13 protein-coding genes and 1 tRNA gene are annotated in these 19,117 nt (G+C 34.8%); 7 read left to right on the top strand and 7 right to left on the bottom strand.

The window, feature by feature from the left end; all coding sequences use genetic code 11:
* Positions 1-58: 58 nt before the first annotated feature.
* The 3 genes from topA to P3F56_RS05185 all read right to left on the bottom strand — a co-directional run bounded on the left by topA (position 59) and on the right by P3F56_RS05185 (position 5,000).
* The gene (topA, locus tag P3F56_RS05195; protein WP_281151879.1) at positions 59-2,710 is read right to left on the bottom strand and encodes a type I DNA topoisomerase; all 2,652 of its coding nucleotides are present in this window, start codon (positions 2,708-2,710) and stop codon (positions 59-61) included.
* A gap of 670 nt (positions 2,711-3,380) precedes the next feature.
* On the bottom strand, positions 3,381-4,562 hold the full coding sequence (gene lhgO / locus P3F56_RS05190) for an L-2-hydroxyglutarate oxidase (protein ID WP_281151878.1): 1,182 nt from the start codon (positions 4,560-4,562) through the stop codon (positions 3,381-3,383).
* Between the two features lie 123 nt (positions 4,563-4,685).
* Complete coding sequence (locus P3F56_RS05185; RefSeq protein ID WP_281151877.1) at positions 4,686-5,000, bottom strand: DUF1825 family protein; 315 nt, start codon at positions 4,998-5,000, stop codon at positions 4,686-4,688.
* Positions 5,001-5,349: 349 nt separating this feature from the next.
* Between P3F56_RS05185 and P3F56_RS05180 the strand changes: the two genes are divergently transcribed.
* Positions 5,350-5,769, top strand: a complete 420-nt coding sequence (locus P3F56_RS05180) for a hypothetical protein (RefSeq protein WP_281151876.1) — start codon at positions 5,350-5,352, stop codon at positions 5,767-5,769.
* A gap of 1,429 nt (positions 5,770-7,198) precedes the next feature.
* On the opposite strand, the gene P3F56_RS05175 is transcribed toward P3F56_RS05180, so the two are convergent.
* Both P3F56_RS05175 and P3F56_RS05170 read right to left on the bottom strand, forming a co-directional pair.
* Positions 7,199-8,002: a helix-turn-helix domain-containing protein gene (locus P3F56_RS05175; protein WP_281151875.1), complete on the bottom strand. Its 804-nt coding sequence runs from the start codon at positions 8,000-8,002 to the stop codon at positions 7,199-7,201.
* Positions 8,003-8,007: 5 nt separating this feature from the next.
* Positions 8,008-8,793: a pseudouridine synthase gene (locus tag P3F56_RS05170; protein ID WP_281151874.1), complete on the bottom strand. Its 786-nt coding sequence runs from the start codon at positions 8,791-8,793 to the stop codon at positions 8,008-8,010.
* A 313-nt stretch (positions 8,794-9,106) separates the two neighbouring features.
* Between P3F56_RS05170 and hemB the strand changes: the two genes are divergently transcribed.
* Positions 9,107-10,093, top strand: a complete 987-nt coding sequence (hemB, locus tag P3F56_RS05165; RefSeq protein ID WP_281151873.1) for a porphobilinogen synthase — start codon at positions 9,107-9,109, stop codon at positions 10,091-10,093.
* Positions 10,094-10,212: 119 nt separating this feature from the next.
* A complete protein-coding gene (locus P3F56_RS05160; RefSeq protein ID WP_281151872.1) occupies positions 10,213-11,058 on the top strand; it encodes a prohibitin family protein in 846 nt (281 codons plus the stop codon).
* Positions 11,059-11,900: 842 nt separating this feature from the next.
* On the opposite strand, the gene P3F56_RS05155 is transcribed toward P3F56_RS05160, so the two are convergent.
* Positions 11,901-12,518 (bottom strand): 7-carboxy-7-deazaguanine synthase QueE, encoded by a 618-nt coding sequence (locus P3F56_RS05155; RefSeq protein ID WP_281151871.1) that lies wholly within the window; start codon positions 12,516-12,518, stop codon positions 11,901-11,903.
* Positions 12,519-13,662: 1,144 nt separating this feature from the next.
* Here P3F56_RS05155 and P3F56_RS05150 point away from each other — a divergent pair.
* The 4 genes from P3F56_RS05150 to P3F56_RS05135 all read left to right on the top strand — a co-directional run bounded on the left by P3F56_RS05150 (position 13,663) and on the right by P3F56_RS05135 (position 16,923).
* Positions 13,663-14,295 (top strand): ribonuclease H-like domain-containing protein, encoded by a 633-nt coding sequence (locus tag P3F56_RS05150; protein ID WP_281151870.1) that lies wholly within the window; start codon positions 13,663-13,665, stop codon positions 14,293-14,295.
* A gap of 231 nt (positions 14,296-14,526) precedes the next feature.
* Positions 14,527-14,757 carry a NifU family protein gene (locus P3F56_RS05145; RefSeq protein WP_281153731.1) on the top strand — a complete coding sequence of 77 codons (231 nt, stop codon included), beginning with the start codon at positions 14,527-14,529 and terminating at the stop codon, positions 14,755-14,757.
* Between the two features lie 1,123 nt (positions 14,758-15,880).
* On the top strand, positions 15,881-16,792 hold the full coding sequence (locus tag P3F56_RS05140; RefSeq protein ID WP_281151869.1) for an ABC transporter permease: 912 nt from the start codon (positions 15,881-15,883) through the stop codon (positions 16,790-16,792).
* A 58-nt stretch (positions 16,793-16,850) separates the two neighbouring features.
* A tRNA-Arg gene (locus P3F56_RS05135) sits at positions 16,851-16,923 on the top strand.
* A 1,331-nt stretch (positions 16,924-18,254) separates the two neighbouring features.
* Here P3F56_RS05135 and rsmG read toward each other — a convergent pair.
* Positions 18,255-18,986 (bottom strand): 16S rRNA (guanine(527)-N(7))-methyltransferase RsmG, encoded by a 732-nt coding sequence (rsmG, locus tag P3F56_RS05130; RefSeq protein ID WP_281151868.1) that lies wholly within the window; start codon positions 18,984-18,986, stop codon positions 18,255-18,257.
* Positions 18,987-19,117: the final 131 nt, after the last annotated feature.

Raw genomic sequence — 19,117 nt, 5'->3', positions numbered from 1 at the left:
CTTGTCAGATTTAAGCCACAATTTTTAATTGCGTTAGAACTTAAGTCCGGTAAGGCCATTATGTGTTCTTACTATCAGCTGTCGATTTTGCATTTTCACTAGTAGTTTTGCTTTTAGTTGTCGTTTTGCTTTTTGTTGATTTACGGTTTGTCTTTTTCTTAGTTGTCGCTTTTGTGGCTAACAATTCCAATGCTGTTTCTAGAGTTAAAGTATCAACTTTTTCTCCTTCGGGAAGACTTGCATTAACCTTGCCATGTTTAACATAAAGACCATAGGGACCCTCATAAAGATTAATGGCTTCTTTGTCTTCAGGATGGATTCCCAATTCTCGTAGCGGTTTCTTGGTCCCTTGACCTCCTCTTCTAGTTCGCTTTAATTGGGCTAATAATTCTAAAGCTCGTCCTAGGTTAACCGTCAAGACATCATCCCCAACTTTTAGGGAACGATAATCTTTACCTTCTTTGCCCCGATCATGAACTATATAAGGACCAAACCGCCCTAAACCTGCTTTGATTTTGGCTCCCGTATCAGGATGATTTCCTAACAGACGAGGGAGAGATAACAACCCCACGGCTTTCTCTAGAGTGACATCTTCAGGTTTCATGTCTTTGGGTAAGGAGGTGCGTTTGGGTTTCTTATTATCCTCGCTAACCTCTCCCAATTGAACGTAAGGACCATAACTCCCGATAAGAGTGTAGATAGATTCTCCTGTTTCAGGGTGTAACCCTAATTCTTTAGGTCCTTCTATTTTTTGCTTAAGAATTGTGGATATTCGTTCAGGATTTAGATCAGCTGGGGTCAAATCCATGGGAATTGAAGCGGTAATCACTTCTTCTTCTTGTATCACCTCAATATACGGTCCAAATTTTCCAAGTTTAACAGTAACCTCTAAATTATCTAGATTAACAGCCTTAGCAACTGCAGGATCTATATTCTCAATACCCAATTGAACCAGATTGTCTAACCCCTTTTCCCCAAGATAAAAATCCTTGAGATAGGGTACCCATTGAGTTTCTCCAGTGGCAATTTCGTCGAGGGTATGTTCCATTTTCGAGGTAAATTTTGTATCCACCAAATCATGGAAATGTTGCTCTAATAGACTCACTACGGCAAAAGCGGTAAACGTCGGGACTAAAGCTTTACTGCGCATTTGAGCATAACCGCGATCAATAATTGTCCCGATAATGCTGGCGTAGGTACTCGGACGACCGACTCCCTCACTTTCGAGAATTTTCACAAGAGATGCTTCCGTAAATCGAGTAGGGGGCTGGGTTTCATGGCCTAATACGTCTAATTGCTGACAATTAGGATGATCTCCTACTTTTAGGGATGGAAGGATTACTTCTTGGTTTTCTAAAGCTGCTTCAGGATCATCAGACCCTTCAACATAAGCGCGGAAAAACCCTGGAAAATCAATCCGTTTACCTGAAGAGCGAAAGCCTGCGTCTTCTACCTCGAGACTAATAACAATTTGGGTTAAACGAGCATTTGCCATTTGACAGGCTACAGTACGCTTCCAAATTAAATCATAGATGGAAAACTCATTGCCTGATAACCCTGTTTCTTGGGGAGTGCGAAACTCATTTCCGGCCGGACGAACAGCTTCGTGTGCTTCTTGGGCTCCCTTACTTTTAGTTGTGTATTGACGAGGTTTGGGGCTAAGGTATTCTTTGCCATATTTTTGTTCAACACAGTTCCTCGCAGCAGCAATGGCTTGATCAGATAAATGGACAGAATCTGTTCTCATATAGGTGATATACCCTTCTTCATAAAGTTTTTGGGCAATCCGCATAGTATCTCGCGCTGAAATTCCTAATTTTCGGTTAGATTCCTGTTGTAGGGTAGAGGTAGTAAAAGGAGGAGCAGGTTTGCGAGTTGTGGGCTTTTCTTCTGTATTGCTAACAGTCCAATGTTTTCCGTCTAAGCGATCTTTAAGAGTATAGGCTTGATCTTTATCAAGAAGAATTACATCCCGTCCCTGAGTAATTTTTCCAGTATTGGGGTTGAAATCGTTAGCTGTGGCAATTTTTTTGTTCTTTAGAGTCACTAATTTAGCATCAAAGGAGTTCTTATCTTTTGCTTCTAATAAAGCTTTGAGATTCCAGTATCCTCCCGACTGGAAAGTTTGGCGTTCTCGTTCTCGTTGTACCAATAGACGAACTGCTACTGATTGCACTCGTCCAGCGGAAAGACCGCGAGCGATTTTTTTCCAAAGTAACGGAGAAACCGTATAACCAACTAAACGATCTAAAATTCGTCTTGTTTCCTGGGCATGAACCAAATTCTTATCAATATCACGACAATTCTTCAACGCCTGTTGGATAGCCTCACGGGTAATTTCATGAAAGACCATACGCTTGATAGGAACTTTGGGCTTCAGTAGCTGGAGCAAATGCCAACTGATACTTTCCCCTTCACGGTCTTCGTCAGTAGCAAGAATTAACTCATCTGCCTCTTTTAAAGCAAATTTAAGTTCTTGAACCACTTTTTTCTTCCCTTTGGGAACGACATAAAGTGGCTCAAAATCATTTTCAATGTTAATCCCTAAGTTTGACCAACTTTTCTCCTTATACGATGCGGGAACTTCCTCAGCTGAGGCAGGGAGATCTCGTACATGACCCATAGATGCCTCGACGCGATACCCTTTGGGTAGATAGTTTCTAATGGTACGAGCTTTAGTCGGAGATTCGACGATAACAAGCGTTGGCATAATAATAGTTCAGTCTAATCGAGCGAGTGTAGCAAATAAATCAGGTCTGTAACAGAGTCCTAATCAGCTCATAGTGTCTGGGATTCCTATGTTAATCAGCTTATAGCATAAAGAATTGACTTGCCTTTTGAACATTTTTGGATCCAACACAAGGCCATTAATGACGATGATAAGGAGTTTCAGTCAATTTTTTCATCTATCTTGTTAGGTAATTTAGCATGACTTTCTGAAAGATTAACTCAATTTATAAGGAATCATGCGTGAGTCTTTCTATGTCTGACTGGACACGATCTATGATGTATGAAGAAAATCAATGGTTAAGGATGTCATTTCTAAGTCTCTCTAGAACAGAGATATCAGTCAATAATGTTTAAATTGTTTATAAATACTGAGAGTGTTAATTGTAAATAAATATTGCATACTTCAAGAAGCTTGATTAGAATCAAAGATCAATTGTTGACTAGGATGCAATTTTTACATAAACAAGAGCCACAATTTATGGAAGGGTAAGACGCTAAATTCAGATTCACTTCTTTTGCTGAAACCTGGACAGGTCGTCTAGGTATGCTAAGTTTCACTTTCAGAAAATATTACTTCGTAAACTGATGGCACAAAAATAATAAACTGAATGAATTGCTTGATTCAGTTTATTATTTTCAATCAGAATTATTTACGGAATTCGGGCGACAATTGCTTTACCAATTTCTAAAGAAGCAGTGGCCGCCGGAGAAGGTGCGTTACAAACGTGTAAAGCTTGTTTATCTTGAATAATTAAAAAGTCATTTACTAATCCCCCATCAGGTTTCAGAGCTTGGGCGCGAACTCCCGATTTACTCGCAATTACATCAGAGACGGTTACTTCAGGGATAATTTGTTGTAGACTGTGAACAAAAGCAGCTTTGCTAAAAGAGCGGATCATTTCTTTTATACCTTCATCAGCGTGTTTGGCTGCCAGCTTCCAAAATCCTGGATAGGTCATAACTTCAGCACAATCTTTGAGGTTAAAATCTGTCTTTTTATATCCTTCTCGCTTCAAACTCAACACTGCATTAGGTCCAGCATGAACGCTACCGTCAATCATGCGGGTAAAATGAACACCTAAAAAAGGAAATTCGGGGTTAGGAACAGGGTAAACAAGGTTTTTTACTAAATAACGTTTTTCAGGAATCAATTCGTAATATTCACCCCGGAAGGGGACAATTTTAACTTGACTATCAACTTTTGCTAATTTAGCTACGCGATCACTATACAATCCGCTACAATTAATAACAAAATTAGTTTTAATTGTTCCTTGATTGGTTTCTAAAATTTGGCTATCGGAAGTTTTAATAATTCTTTTGACTTCTGTATTAAGGCAAATTTCTCCTCCTTGCTTTTGAATTAATTGAGAATACTTTTGACTTACTTTTTTATAATCAACAATTCCTGAAGTAGGAACATAAACTCCAGCTAAACAGTTAACATAAGGTTCTATTTCCTTGACTTCTTGGGAGCTAATCTTTTTGACTTTTAACTTTTTCTCTAAACCCAGTTGATAAATATTCTCTAATAAGAGAAGTTCTTTTTCTTTCGTAGCAACAATAACTTTTCCGCAAACTTCATGAGGAATATCATAGGTGCGACAGAAATCCACCATAGATTGATTACCAACAGAAGTAAATTTTGCCTTAAAACTACCAGGTTTATAATAAATTCCTGAGTGAATGACACCACTATTTCGACCAGTTTGATGAAAGGCAACACAGTCCTCTTTTTCTAAAACTACAATCGAAGCATTAGGATATTTCTGACCCAATGCCATACCCGTGGAAAGTCCAACAATACCTCCACCAATAATTGCGAAGTTATACATGATTTTTTGATATTAAAAACAGTCTTAATCTTATCATTTATTCCCTTGTATGAGAATTATAGGAAAAGACTAGATAAAAGTATCAATTTATCAGTTCTTAGAATTAACTTAATTCACTGTTGATTATTCAATTTCAGATTTCATTCTCTCTAAAGTCAAATTCATTTGATAAAACATTTGCTGAGGGGTGATACCAAATTGTCCTAGTTGAGTTTTAAGTTGTTCAACAGTTATTTTTGCCATAAAATCTTCCGATAGTTCAAAGCGTTTCATGAAAATTTTATACCGATCCATAAGGGCTTCCATTTTATCTATAAAAATTTTCTTGCCCTCACGATCAAACTTTCCGTATTCCCCTCCCAATTTCATTAAAGATTGATAGTCTTCAAATAATTGCTTGGCTTCTTGTTGAACAACTTCAGAATCAAAAAATCCCATTGTTATTTTACGTAATTTTAAACGGTGTTAACCAGCAGTCCCGTATAACAACAGAACACCACATTCCATTGTAAATGACTCTAAACTTCCTGAAAACTACGGTTTTCCGTATTATCTTTAGTAGTTAACTTTTTAGTAGTTAACTGAGATACTAACAACTGTAGGATATGTATTTCCTTAACAATTGTCTAATAAAGATTGTAGCTTTACTACTAGACATTGTAAACTTGGTAATTAATTTTGTTAAGATGCTTCTGAGTTTAAGAGGGAACTGTTTCCCTATCAACGACAGTCAAGAACAGTAGATTAAATAAATTAGATCAATTATTACTATTTCATCAAATATTCCATGGAAATTTTGGAAAAACTATTAAATAAACCAAAAAGTCGTAAAGTTGGGATTATCTTAGCCTTACTCGCTACCATTGTTCCGTGGCCGATTGCAGGACTTCATAAATTCTACTTAGGACAACCTGTCTGGGGAGTCATCTATTTTCTATTGTGGGATAGTCCTATTCCCCGCATTGCTTGTACTATTGACGTTGTATGGTACCTTGTGCAAGGGCAAGAACTGTTTACAGCTCAGTTTAACGGGTTATCCTTAAATAATCCCCAATTCGTTGAGCTTAATCCTAGCATCACTAAACCGATACAAGTTGAGGCTATCGCCGAAGGATTACGGGAATTGGATCAATTACGGGAAGAAGGTTTAGTTTCAGAGTATGAATTTGAACAAAAACGTCGTCGACTTCTTGATCGCATTGCTTAATTTATATAAGAAAACTTATCAATACCTATTTAAGAATTTTATGAATATCTAACTTAATTAATTTTGTCATATATTTGATTTATTTAACTTGATTTGTTTTAGTAGTATTTGTTAACTCTTTATAAGTAGACATACATAACATAGTACTTTATTTAAAACTATCAATCAAATAGATCAACTATTGATTGACATTGAATAAATTAGAAAATAGACTAATATAATTAACTTTTAATAAACTTGGGAATATTAAAAATAGTAGCTTATGTATTATTGAAAATAACTTTTAATAAAATTGAATTATATTTAGATTTTTATGTTTAGCTTTTGGTAAATTAACCTTCTTATTTTATTTTTAAAAAACTTTAATATATTTTAAATTTCGTTATAGTATCAAATATTTCATGTAATGAAATATTTGATACTAGTAAACGTCTATTTTTATGTTAATAGCCAATAATTTAGTTTAATTTTTTTCTTTTGTTTTAAAAAAATTAGAGTATTATTTCTCTTGTTTTATGCTAAATATAGCAATTGTTTATAAAAAACGAGGACTTACTTACACAGAAAAAAAGACATTGCAGTGTTATTTACTACTGTCTGTAGTTGAATCCATAAACTTAATTTAACTTCAGAAAAAATACTTCATATCTTGAAAGTTTATACAGATAAAGTTCACACTTTAGAGCTCTAGGAAAAAATCTGATGTTAATCACAGCGATCATTACATCAATTTTTTTATTTTCTTTTACTTTTGAACGATGGATAAATATAAAAATTCATCTCATTTCTATGACAGAAGTATTGATACTATCGTAGTATTAATACTTCTGTCATAAGCTTATATAGTCATGAAGAATCAACTAACTTATAAAGTTGTAAAAGTCAGAAAACTGATGGAATCTATATAAGAAAAACTCATATTTTTATGTCTTTATTCTTTATTTTTATAATTTTAACTTTAGTATAAACTTTTGATTAAAAATCAAATAATATTTACAAACTCAAAAATATAAAAATCCTAAAGGTATTAATCAAGCGATTAATTTAGTGGCCGATTAAGACAGAATTGATTGGTTGAGTAATTGCTGTTATTAAGAACTACTCAATTGACAAATGCTGCTAGTATGTATGGAAAATTAAAAACTTATAGCCTGATTTTAAAAAAGAAATAAAGAGATCATAGCAGAATATTTTCCCAGCTTGGGTTAAGATATATTCATCAGAATAGAAGCAGTCAGTCTTGTCTAAGACTAACTAAAAAAAATTATAAAAAATAGAGAAGTTACTTTTTGTACTTCTTTTTAGGAAGATATATAAAATAAAAGAGAAGATAGGAAACTTTGCTGTTTAAGTTAGATTTATTTCTTTCTTAAGAGTGCTTTTAAATGACATTTAACCATCAATGATAGCTGTTAATCAACAGTCATCTTTAATGGTAGTGTCCATCACAACAGACTTTTTTTTGTAAAACTTTTTGTTGCTGGTTAACAGAAGAACTTTGATCACTAGATACTGTAACTGACAAAGAGGACCTAGGGGATGATTGATAAACTTTCCCCATCTCTAATTCTAAAGCTGTACGTTTAAGATGATTAGAAATCCCTTCAACAGACAAAATGACAATGGCAATATAAATAAAATAGAGATGAAGAGGACGTAACTCAAAAGTGGGAAAGGAAATCTGAACACGGGAAAATCTAGAAGAATTTTCTGCCATTTTTGGGGGAAAAGAATTGGCTAAACCCCTACCATTTAAACCTAAATAATCAGCAACTTTCCTAATTAGTCCTCTGACATAAATAGGTTCTGGTAAGTCCTTTAAAATGCCATTTTCTAGTGACTTTAACAACCCCAGAGAAATAAAGGTGTCAGCGGCAACTGCCTCAAGAGAGATATTCTGCTCCCGACGAGCTTGATTGAGTTGGGCTCCTATATCGGCGAGAATATCATGTTGTACTTGTTCGAAATCATAGGATGAGGTTTTTTTATCCCATCGAAGCCTAGATAGAAGTCGCTTAATTCCCCTCAAAGAGGAAACTACCGGTGAATCTACTTTATACTCCATTTCTGTAAGTTCCCCCGTCTGATTTTCCGTCACCAATATATTCAGATAAATTTTAGCCACTAACCGTCGCCAAAAAGTTATACTCCCTTTTCTGGGAGAGATTTCAGATCGCTCTATCTTGGATGGTGAATCTGAAAATGGATTAACAGAGGGCTTTTTTCTAGACATAATGCTCAACTGAGCTTTTGAAATGTTTCCGTAATCAAATAGGGGCGAGATCTCAGAAAATCAATTTCTGAAGTTGTTAGCAAACGATAGTGCCCGCTGGGTAAGCTAGATTCATGGAATGACTCTGAATCTATGGTAATAGAACCGATCGCACTGCGGTGGAGTCGGAGTATATTACACCCCATCTGTTGTACGATACGGCGGATTTGACGGTTTCTTCCTTCAGTAATAACCACTTGCAAGTGGGTTTGCTGATGAGGGCAACAATGAATTACCTTAACCTGGGCTGGTAAAGTCTTTTTGCCCATAAGCATAACACCTTCACGCCATTGTTGTAAGCGTGTTTCTGGAATATTTCCAGAAATAACAACCTCATAAGTTTTCGGTAAATGATACCGAGGATGGGTTAAGTTGAGGGTTAATTCTCCATCATTAGTCAAAAGTAAAGCTCCAGTTGAGTTGAAATCTAGTCGTCCAACTGGATGTACCCCTGTACCCTGACAGAGTTTTTTTGGTAGTAAATCAAGGACTGTAGGACGATGTTGAGGGTCGTCACACGTAGAAACGACTCTTTGAGGTTTATTGAGTAAAATATACAGAAAATTAGGCCGTTGGGCTGGTTGAATAATTTGGCTATCTACTTCTAACCGATCATATTTAGGATCAGCCTTTTCACCTAACTGCACTTGATGTCCATTAAGCTTTACCCGTCCGGCTAAAATCAATTTTTCAGCTTTTCGACGAGAGGCAATTCCCCACTGGGATAAAATTTTTTGAACCCTTTCTTTCATGTAGTTTACCTGTCTTAATAAGACTTAACTTTAGTTAAAAAACTTGAAATACAGTCTTCTATAAACAGACTTTTTAGCTCAACTAGATGAGAACCCCTGCCCTCTAACTAATTCTGATCAGCTATACAACACCTACACTAGTTTATTATTTCTTAGTTCCTTGAAAACTCTTATTAAAATGAATGTAAATATAGAAATAGTCTTGGTGAGACTTTACTTTTGACTCAAAGACACCATAAATAGGTAATCTTCGACGACTTTTAAGTTATCGAAATAGCAAAATTAACTTGATTTTATCTTCAATTTTTGACTTATGTTTCCGATTAATCGCCCTCGTCGTCTACGTCAAACCATTCAGCTGCGCCGTATGGTGCGAGAAACAGTTTTGACAACCAATGATTTAATTTACCCTTTATTTGCTGTTCCTGGGAGAAAGATCGCCACAGAAGTTAAATCTATGCCAGGAGTTTATCAACTCTCGGTAGATAAAATTGTTGATGAAGCCAAAGAGATTTACGATTTAGGAATTCCGTCTATTATCCTTTTTGGTATTCCTAGAACTAAAGATATCGCAGCGACAGGGGCTTGGCATGATCATGGAATCATTCAACAGGCGGCTACTGCTGTTAAAGAAGCAGTTCCCGATTTAGTGGTTATTGTCGACACCTGTTTGTGTGAGTATACCAATCACGGTCACTGTGGCTATCTAGAAGTGGGGGATTTAACTGGACGAGTCCTTAACGATCCCACTCTAGAGTTACTGAAAAAAACGGCAGTTTCCCAAGCTAAAGCAGGGGCTGACATTATTGCCCCATCAGGGATGATGGACGGATTTGTCCAAGCGATTCGACAGGGGTTAGATGAAGCAGGATTCAATGATACTCTTGTTCTTTCCTATGCTGCTAAATATGCTTCTGCTTACTATGGTCCTTTCCGTGATGCAGCCGAATCTTCTCCTAAATTTGGAGATCGTTGTACTTATCAAATGGACCCAGGAAATGCTCGAGAAGCCCTCAAAGAAGTGAAATTAGACATTGAAGAAGGAGCAGACATGTTGATGGTTAAACCTGCTTTATCCTACATGGATGTAATATGGCGTGTTAAAGAGATAACCGACCTTCCTGTAGTAGCTTACAACGTTTCTGGAGAATATTCTATGGTCAAAGCAGCAGGCCTTAATGGTTGGATCGACGAGAAAAAAGTGATCCTAGAAACTCTAACTAGTTTCAAACGGGCAGGGGCCGACTTGATCATGACTTACCATGCCAAAGATGCGGTACAGTGGCTAAAAGAAGTTTGAGGGTGAAGAGCAAGGTGACAAGAAGGAGTTTTTAACTCTAAACTTCATGAATCGAAACTCCGAACTCTTAAAATACGTTGTTAAGCTTAACATTAAATTCAGATCAAGGAGAAGAACTTGTGACTCGTCAATCCCTCCCCAGTTTACAACCTTTAATTGGTGGCATCATTGCCGCTTTATTGGTTGTTATTAGCTTTAATTCATTTATTGTAATTAACCCTGGTCAGGCAGGGGTGCTTAGTGTTTTAGGAAAAGCCCAAGATGGGGCATTGTTAGAAGGATTACACTTTAAACCGCCGTTAATTTCAACTGTGGACGTTTATGATGTAACGGTACAAAAATTTGAAGTTCCTGCCCAAAGTGCTACTAAAGATCTACAAGATCTTACCGCTAGTTTTGCAATCAACTTTCGTCTTGATCCTTTACAAGTAGCTCAAATTCGCCGGACGCAAGGAACATTACAAAATATCGTTGCAAAAATTATTGCTCCCCAAACCCAAGAATCTTTTAAGATTGCAGCAGCTAAACGCACTGTAGAACAGTCTATTACTCAACGAAGTGAACTGAAACAAGACTTTGATGATGCCCTCAATGAACGCTTAGCTAAATATGGCATTATTGTCCTTGATACAAGCGTTATTGATTTAAACTTCTCTCCTGAATTTGCTCGCGCCGTTGAAGAAAAACAAATTGCTGAACAACGGGCTCAACGAGCGGTTTATATTGCCCAGGAGGCTGAACAAGAAGCTCAAGCCGATATTAATCGTGCTAAAGGGAAAGCAGAGGCCCAACGTTTACTAGCAGAAACTTTAAAAGCCCAAGGTGGTGAATTAGTTCTCCAAAAAGAGGCAATCGAAGCTTGGAAAGAAGGGGGAGCAAAAATGCCTAATGTGTTAGTGATGGGAAGTGAAAATAAAGGAAGTGTACCGTTTCTATTTAATCTAGGGGATCTACAAAACAAATAACCTTTACTTTAAGTTTTGAAACATATTGTCTAGCTTCTGCGCGGGAATACCCGCGCTGTAGACGGGCGGTACCTGTCAAAAAATAGGGGAGTATTTGCAATGTATTGATGTCGAGATCAAAACACGATCAGAGCTTGACTAAAAAGTTGGAAAACCTAGAGTAGGTCTAGCTCCACCTCTGAGAACAGTCCAAAAAATTAAAGGGCGGATTTCGCGGATCTCATTAAATTAGCTAATAGAGACGGGCACTTCTAGATTACGTTAGACAGTTAGTAACACTAAAAAGTTAGAAAACGAGTATAAAGGGGTTTCTAGTGATTTAAAGACAATATGCTTACAGCTAATAGATATTGAGTAGTGCTGATTGTGGAGGTATCCGGGCAGAGGTAGATAAAAGGTAATATCTTCTATCTAAATGAAGATTACTGAAATATCAACCTCCCGTTGTCGAGTAGATAGACCAGAGTTCTATGCTCAAACTGATCGTCGGGAGAAGTATCAGAGATGAGTACAGTGGTTACTACTTGCTAATTATTTTTTATCCAAAATTTCTAGCAATTACTCATAAGAACGTAGTGCAAAGTAAAGATAAAAAATATTACCTTATTGCAAGGCAGATAGTGTATGAACTTACAAAATCTTGTAACATTAATCAATGTTCTAAACATAACACGTAGTGCTATAAATTTAGCTGCCATATCTCCTCAAAGAGTTATCAAGATTTAACTAATAATATTAAAAATCGTGTTTAGTAACACTCAAAGAAACCCTATTACAATAATTCTAAATTAGTTTAAATTCAAGTAACTTTTTGAATTGAGGTAAAACAGTTCCACTCACACTTACCTAAAATTTAAAAACTTGTGTATTTGTACACTAATTCGCCAATCGGGGTTTTGTAAAACAAAATCCAGAATTAGTTGTTTACTTTCAGGGTTGTTCCATTCTTGCTGTAAATACTTAATCGCATCCAAAGGGACTTTTTTAGCCTCTTGGTATCCCCAGTATAAATCTAATTCTGATGCAATAACAACTTTTAATTCATTAACCTGATTATAAATACTTTCATTGGGTAGCCCAAACATTTTTGGGGAAAAAGTTACCCAGTCAAAACTACCACTAAATGGATGTGTTCCTGATGTTTCTAAATGAACTCGCAACCCTAAACTCCTTAATTCGTCCGTTAAGGGATCTAAATTATGAATCAAGGGTTCTCCCCCTGTAATAACAACGATGGCGGGATTAGTTTGTTTCGCTAACTCTGCCAACTCTTCTACAGACCTTTGAGGATAAGGTTTAATTGGCCAGGACTCTTTTTGATCGCACCATGAACAGTGAACATCACATCCAGCTAAACGAATAAAAAATGCACTTACTCCCATCCATGCTCCCTCTCCTTGGATAGAGTGAAAGGTTTCCACAATAGGATAAGTAATTGGGGTCGGTGCGATCACTGTCATTCAAAATAATGGTAAACTGTCTACCTACTATTATTAGCGATTTCTCCGACAGATAACCATTTTTATCAAAAAACAATTAACAATCTATTTTAAGATTGACTAATATCTATAGTCTATCGTCTGTTTAACCTTCTGGTGTGATTATCATTGAAATGGCAGAAAGTTTAGCCAGTGATTCAATTTCTAAAGAATTACTCTAACTTAAAAAAATTAATAAACTTTTTCCTTGAAAGACTTACTCTTTTCAGCTTAACCGATCCTAGTTTTCTCCAGACGAGCGAATCAATTATCCATGAGAAGATTAATTAAAATCGCCTTTTGTATAATCTTAAGTTCCTCAAACTAAATTTCTAAATTAATCAATAAAAACTAAAAAATATAAGTCGCCATACCATTCTTGTAGTTATGTATTGACAAGTTAACTCTAACACTAGCTGTATAAAATATAGAAAACAATCACTGTATATTCTGGCAACAAAAACTATTAAAAATAGGCATTTTTTTAAAATCAAGATCAAGAATACTTAAAATAAGTCATTCTATTTTGAAGTTAATTAAAAATTAACTTCAAAATAGAATCATTTTTGAATATTACATAATCATTCTAAATTCTTTAAATCCAATTAAATCTCACTTCATAAAAGCTTATAAAGTACTGAAAAAGTGAGTAAAAACAGCCTCAAATCTTCCAACTAAACTTTGTTGACTACATACAATTACTTTCAGTTACATTGGTAACAATGAATAATGAAACAATTTTTTAAAATTGAAGAAATAGACTTTTACTGACTTTCTTTACGGTTTGATTGTTTGGGCAAGATAAAATATAAAATTAAACAGTGTCGTCAGGAGGTGTTAACAATAAGGTGAAGTTGGTTAAAAGAAGAGTCTTCAAAGAATTTGTCAGTTTTTAACTCTAAAGTTTCCTGACTTGGCATTTTACTAGTTAATTCTAGATAATCCAGTTTGATGTAACCGAATTTTTTTACAAAACCTTTTGTCTTACAATACTAAAATATTGTAGGCTGGATTCAGTAACTCAATTTTTAATTCACTCTCACTGACCATTACTGGACTTTGGTTCTTCTCTAGATTAATTTGACCGCTTCTTTTAAAGATCTATTAAACCATTAGTAATTTTTTTATGTTAACTTTAACAAATTTTCAAGTTGAAGATTGCGATTTATCTGATGATACTTTACGCCGTTATTTAGCTACTCCAGCCATTGCGGTAGATACAGAAACTATGGGCTTAATTCCCCAACGTGATCGTCTCTGTTTAATACAATTATGTGATCCTAATGGATTTGTTACAGCTATTCGTATTGGACTAGGACAAACAGAAGCCCCTAATTTAAAACAGTTAATGGAATCTAAAAAAGTACTTAAGGTTTTTCATTACGCACGGTTCGATGTCGCGCAATTACTGTACAACTTTAAGATTCAGACTCAACCTATTTTCTGTACTAAAATCGCTAGTAAATTAGCTCGTACTTATACCAATTCTCATGGATTAAAAAGTTTAGTGCAGGAATTAGAAGGCATTGAATTGAATAAAAGTTCCCAAAGTTCAGATTGGGGAAACATCTCTAATTTATCCGAGGCACAACTAAATTATGCGGCAAATGATGTCTTATATTTACTATCCATTCAACAAAAATTAAGAACTATGTTAAAACGAGAGGGAAGGTGGAAATTGGCTCAAAATTGTTTTGATTGTATCCCTGTTTTTGTAGATTTAGATCTTGAACAATATAGAGATATTTTTGAACATTGAACTCTTAATAAGAGAAAAAAATTAACTATTGTCTTGTGAAGTATTGTCCATGTCCATTTTTTTTGAAAGAAAAGGCGATCACCTAAAAAACTATATTTATTTGTTAGGATGGCTTTTTCAAAGCTAAGAAAATTTTTGGCTAACAATGCTTATCAAATGCCAGGCTTCGCGTTAGGATGACAATAGCAGCAATTTTAGAACTGAAGTAGATTGAGGTTAACTATGGAAGCAATGGCACTCACTAGAGACAATGTGGAACAAGTGTTGGATGAGATGCGCCCTTACTTGATGGCTGATGGTGGTAATGTAGAACTCGTAGAAATTGACGGTCCTATCGTTAAACTTCGCTTACAAGGTGCTTGCGGATCTTGTCCCAGTTCAACTATGACTCTAAAAATGGGAATTGAACGACGGTTAAAGGAAATGATCCCTGAAGTTGCCGAAGTAGAGCAAGTTATATAAGATAGTCTCCGAATGACCCCCACACCTAAATTAGAAAACGGTAATGGGGTTTTTCGGTTGTTTCAGGTCATTTGTATATTCCTAACAAAAATAGCTTTTTTTTCCCTAAACTAATTTTCATTTTCTCAATCATGCCTAGATTTCTGCCAAATTCAGAGCCTTGAACAGTTGCTCCTCAAAATTAGCACTCGTTAGATTTGCTCTGATTTAAGTTAGATTAACCGAGACTAAACAGTGGAAATAGACTTTTATAAAAAAAGTATTTTCAAAAAAAACACTTAAATTTGCCTCACTAAACCTTGAATAATTCAAGATAGCTTTATTTGGAAGATCGGCAGTATCGATTGAATTAGTCTCATAAAAATTTGTCCGAAATATATTAGTATCACTGAATTTAATCCCATCTATTTTAGAGCTGAAGTCAACTTTATCCGACAAAAATAATTTGATAATCAATATCAATATAAAAACTTGCTCAATACCCATTTGAAGACGGTATGTTTATTGGGGTAAAGTCATGTTGCCATAATGCTTCGGCTTTCTATCATAAAAACCTCAGAGGAAGTAACTTCTTCTGAGGTTTTTATGATAGAAAGAGTGTCAGTACAAGAGTTAAAGGACAACAAAGGAGAAGAAAATGGACTTCGTCTACAAAACATCTTGTAAGACAAGCCAATTATTAAACCGCAGTAAGGAGGACTTGGGTTTGAAATTATACTCAACTTTTTAGGAAAGACTGAGATTAGATAATCTCCCCATTTTCAAGTTGTAGTATCAGGATGCCATCTTTTATTCTAAATTCCAGGTAATCCTTGAGAAGAGATGTTACCTATTTATTAAGGCACATCGATATTATTAAGAGATAATTACTTATACTTGACTGTTTGCGCTTTTTTAGATAGGGAGTTCTCCGTTTAAAAGGAACACTGTCAGAATAGGGGTTATCATCAGTTACTGAGATGTGTAGAGACCTGGCAAATTGCTGGCAATACAAAGTCTCCTAGAATCATGTTATACCCCTTCACATAACATGATGAAGGTTAAAGGGTTAAGTTAAGATAAGAATTAACTGATTTACGATGGGCGTCTTTAAAAATTATGTCGGGTAAGAGCAAGGAATCTAATGACTTTTGAGTCCCCAACACTGAAAAATTATCCCTCAAATAATTTGTGGCGAAATACCTGGCGGCGGTTTTGTCGTAATCGCCTAGCTTTATTGGGGTTAGGTTTATTAAGTCTTATTATTACTAGTATCGTTGTTGGTCCATTCTTTTATCATGTTCCCATCGATACCATTGACTTTTCTCAAGCGTCTACTCCCCCAAGTTGGCAACATCTTTTTGGCACCAATGATCTTGGGCAGGATCAACTCGCAAGGGTGTTATTTGGAGGACGCATTTCCTTAACTGTGGGAATTACGGCTATGATGGTGGCAATTTTTTTAGGAACTGCTATCGGGGTGATCGCTGGGTTGTATGGGGGGTTAGTAGACAGTGTATTGATGCGCTTAACGGATTTGTTTTTATCGTTACCCCAATTACCCCTATTATTGCTGGTAGTTTATCTATTTCGAGATACGATTAAAATGATTGCCGGCCCTGAGTTAGGTATATTTATTTTAGTTGTGATAGTCATTGGTGGACTTAATTGGATGTCCGTAGCGCGACTTGTGAGAGCAAATGTGTTAAAACTACGGGAAATGGAGTTTATAAGTGCGGCGACTGCCCTGGGTGCTAGTCCTTTACGATTAATCTCGGTTCATATTCTACCCAATGTCTTAAGTGTCATCATCGTAGCGGCGACTCTAGCAGTAGGTAATGGAATTGTTACCGAATCTACTTTAAGTTTTCTAGGATTGGGATTTCCTCCTGATATGCCAACTTGGGGACAAATGCTGTTTCAAGCCAAAGATTATTTGACCTGGTCACCCCATATGGCTTTTTTTCCAGGGTTAGCGATTTTTTTGACTGTTTTAAGTATTAACTATGTTGGAGATGGTTTACGGGATGCATTGGACCCTAAAACCCGTCGTTAAGTTTTTGTTAATGATCTCCAAACCGACAACAGATAATGTTATCCTGAGACTCGGTTGTGGGTACGTAGCTCAGTGGATAGAGCACCAGGTTCCGGTCCTGGGTGTCGGGGGTTCAAATCCCTCCGTTCCCGTCTGTCCTAAAAGTTTATTAAGTAATAAATTACGAGTATTTTAAATATAGATGTTATTATAGGGAATACCTCGTTAATCAGAAAAAAGTCTTTAGTGGAAATTATCAGCATAATAACTATACACTCTTCGCAAGAGTGAAATTATTTTTATACTAATTTTCTTTAGTTAGTTAAGAAATTAAGAAAGACTGGATTTAAGAAAATACTATAAGTCTTAAAAAGAGAGAATATAATTATTGCTTGATATAATTGATATATAGACAAAAGAATATATTAATTATGATCAGATAATGTTTAATCGTTTTACTTAGTCTCCCATTTTAAACATTACTCTCTATACATTCATGATGAAATAATAAAAACAGATTATGGGATATATTTGATAGCCTTTGATTAGTTATTTAGTCAACTGCATCATTATAAATATTTCTTCTTAGCTTTTTTTAAAAAAAGAATTAGATTTATATTTAATTCTAATAATTCAATCTATGCTATCAATTAACTTTGTCAGTTTTTATTATTTGTTTCTTGTTTGTTTTTTTACTTATATTTAGAGAATAAAAGAAGAATAACAAACTCTATATATAACCAACACTGCCTAAATTTGTTATTCGTTTTTTGTATATATCAAATATACTAACAATATGTTTCTATCCATTTTTAAGGTAAAAAGTTTATCTATTGCTCATAAAAAATAATATTTTATTATTGATTAATATCTTAATAATCAGTATGATAATTAAGATTTTTTATGAAAACATTTATCTATTTTAGTTAGAAAACTATCGAAGTTCTTATTTTTTTAGACTTTTTTACCAAAAACATAGATTGTTTAATTCTATTGAACTTATAACGTAGAACTAACGAGTAAAATCACGAGTTTAGAAAATAGAGCTGAAAAATAATACTTTTATACTTAGTATTTTATTGTTAAATTTCAACATTCAAGCTGTAATTGTTTATCCAAAATGTTTGGTTATCTATCTAAAGAAATTACTCAGAATTAATAAATTTTAATTATTAAAGGAAAATACCAGTCAGTGTTCCTATCTCTCTTGAGAACTTTTTCTCCCAAATATGTAAAGTCCCTTGAGATGTCGAGTTGTATATTATTGTCAATATAAGGATTTGGGGCAAAATCTTGATTGTAAAAATAGTCACAAGTTCAAAGTCGATAATCTCCAGAAAGTTCAGTCAGGGTCAAAAGTTTTACTTCATAATTTTTAAAAACATTTCTCTAAAAATTTGACTTATAATTTAGTTTCTTAAAAACTAAGCAAAGAGGCGTTCTCTTTTCAACGTTTTGTATCTCAGTTATGGTAGAGTACAGTTTATAAAGGATTCTGAGTAGGTATTCCTATTTGACGAGGAAATTGCCGGGGAGTTGTAGATCTTTTTTGAATATAAATAAAGTTGCGAGTACTCTGAGTTAATGGAGTTTCAATATTTTTAATTGATATAATTTCACCCCCTAATTTTTCTAAAGCAGATTTTAGGTTTAACTGATCTTCATCGTGCCAATGTCCCCTATATAATACAGCTATTCCTCCGATTTTTAAGAGAGGCAAGGCATATTCAGTACAAACAGAAGGTCTACCAACAGCACGAATTAAAGCTAAATCGTAAGTTGCTCGATATTCTTTAATTTGTCCAATAGTTTCTGATCTTCCGACTAATGTTTGACAATTATTTAACTTTAAATTGTCTAAAATAAGGTCAATAAACTTGATCTTCTTAATTCTTGAATCAAGAAGAGTAACTTGTAAATTAGGATAAATTGTAGCTACTGGAATACCTGGAAATCCTGCCCCTGTACCAATATCGATTCCCTTTAAAGATAACTTAATATCAATAATTTTTGTATCAATGCCTGCTAAAGAATCCCACAAGTGTTTTTCCCAAAAATCATTGGGGTCAGTAATCCTAGTTAAGTTGATTTTACGATTGGATGATATAATTCCTTGATATAATTTCTCCCATAGTTCAAGTTGTGATTTAGTTGGTTCCCAATGTAGAGTTTTTCGCCAAATTTCATTTAATTCAGGTAATGAGTCAGAGGACATAAATCGTTAAGTTTTAATCTTTTAAATAAGTTATTTGATTAGTATTGTATATCTTAACAAGATTGATGCTTTTTTTTTGAAGTAAATAAATAATTTTTTCCAATTCTACCTAAACAAAGAGTAGGGAACTA

It is taken from the genome of cyanobacterium endosymbiont of Epithemia clementina EcSB, assembly GCF_029919255.1.
In the GTDB taxonomy this organism is placed as follows: domain Bacteria; phylum Cyanobacteriota; class Cyanobacteriia; order Cyanobacteriales; family Microcystaceae; genus Rippkaea.
Note: the sequence above shows the minus strand (reverse complement) of the source record. Positions and strands in the feature narration are given on the sequence as shown.

What these genes read in the sequence shown, in the direction of transcription:
- topA (WP_281151879.1), bottom strand. Translation starts at nt 2,710, where the DNA reads ATGCCAACGCTTGTTATCGTCGAATCTCCGACTAAAGCTCGTACCATT.
- lhgO (WP_281151878.1), bottom strand. Translation starts at nt 4,562, where the DNA reads ATGTATAACTTCGCAATTATTGGTGGAGGTATTGTTGGACTTTCCACG.
- P3F56_RS05185 (WP_281151877.1), bottom strand. Translation starts at nt 5,000, where the DNA reads ATGGGATTTTTTGATTCTGAAGTTGTTCAACAAGAAGCCAAGCAATTA.
- P3F56_RS05180 (WP_281151876.1), top strand. Translation starts at nt 5,350, where the DNA reads ATGGAAATTTTGGAAAAACTATTAAATAAACCAAAAAGTCGTAAAGTT.
- P3F56_RS05175 (WP_281151875.1), bottom strand. Translation starts at nt 8,002, where the DNA reads ATGTCTAGAAAAAAGCCCTCTGTTAATCCATTTTCAGATTCACCATCC.
- P3F56_RS05170 (WP_281151874.1), bottom strand. Translation starts at nt 8,793, where the DNA reads ATGAAAGAAAGGGTTCAAAAAATTTTATCCCAGTGGGGAATTGCCTCT.
- hemB (WP_281151873.1), top strand. Translation starts at nt 9,107, where the DNA reads ATGTTTCCGATTAATCGCCCTCGTCGTCTACGTCAAACCATTCAGCTG.
- P3F56_RS05155 (WP_281151871.1), bottom strand. Translation starts at nt 12,518, where the DNA reads ATGACAGTGATCGCACCGACCCCAATTACTTATCCTATTGTGGAAACC.
- P3F56_RS05150 (WP_281151870.1), top strand. Translation starts at nt 13,663, where the DNA reads ATGTTAACTTTAACAAATTTTCAAGTTGAAGATTGCGATTTATCTGAT.
- P3F56_RS05145 (WP_281153731.1), top strand. Translation starts at nt 14,527, where the DNA reads ATGGCACTCACTAGAGACAATGTGGAACAAGTGTTGGATGAGATGCGC.
- P3F56_RS05140 (WP_281151869.1), top strand. Translation starts at nt 15,881, where the DNA reads ATGACTTTTGAGTCCCCAACACTGAAAAATTATCCCTCAAATAATTTG.
- rsmG (WP_281151868.1), bottom strand. Translation starts at nt 18,986, where the DNA reads ATGTCCTCTGACTCATTACCTGAATTAAATGAAATTTGGCGAAAAACT.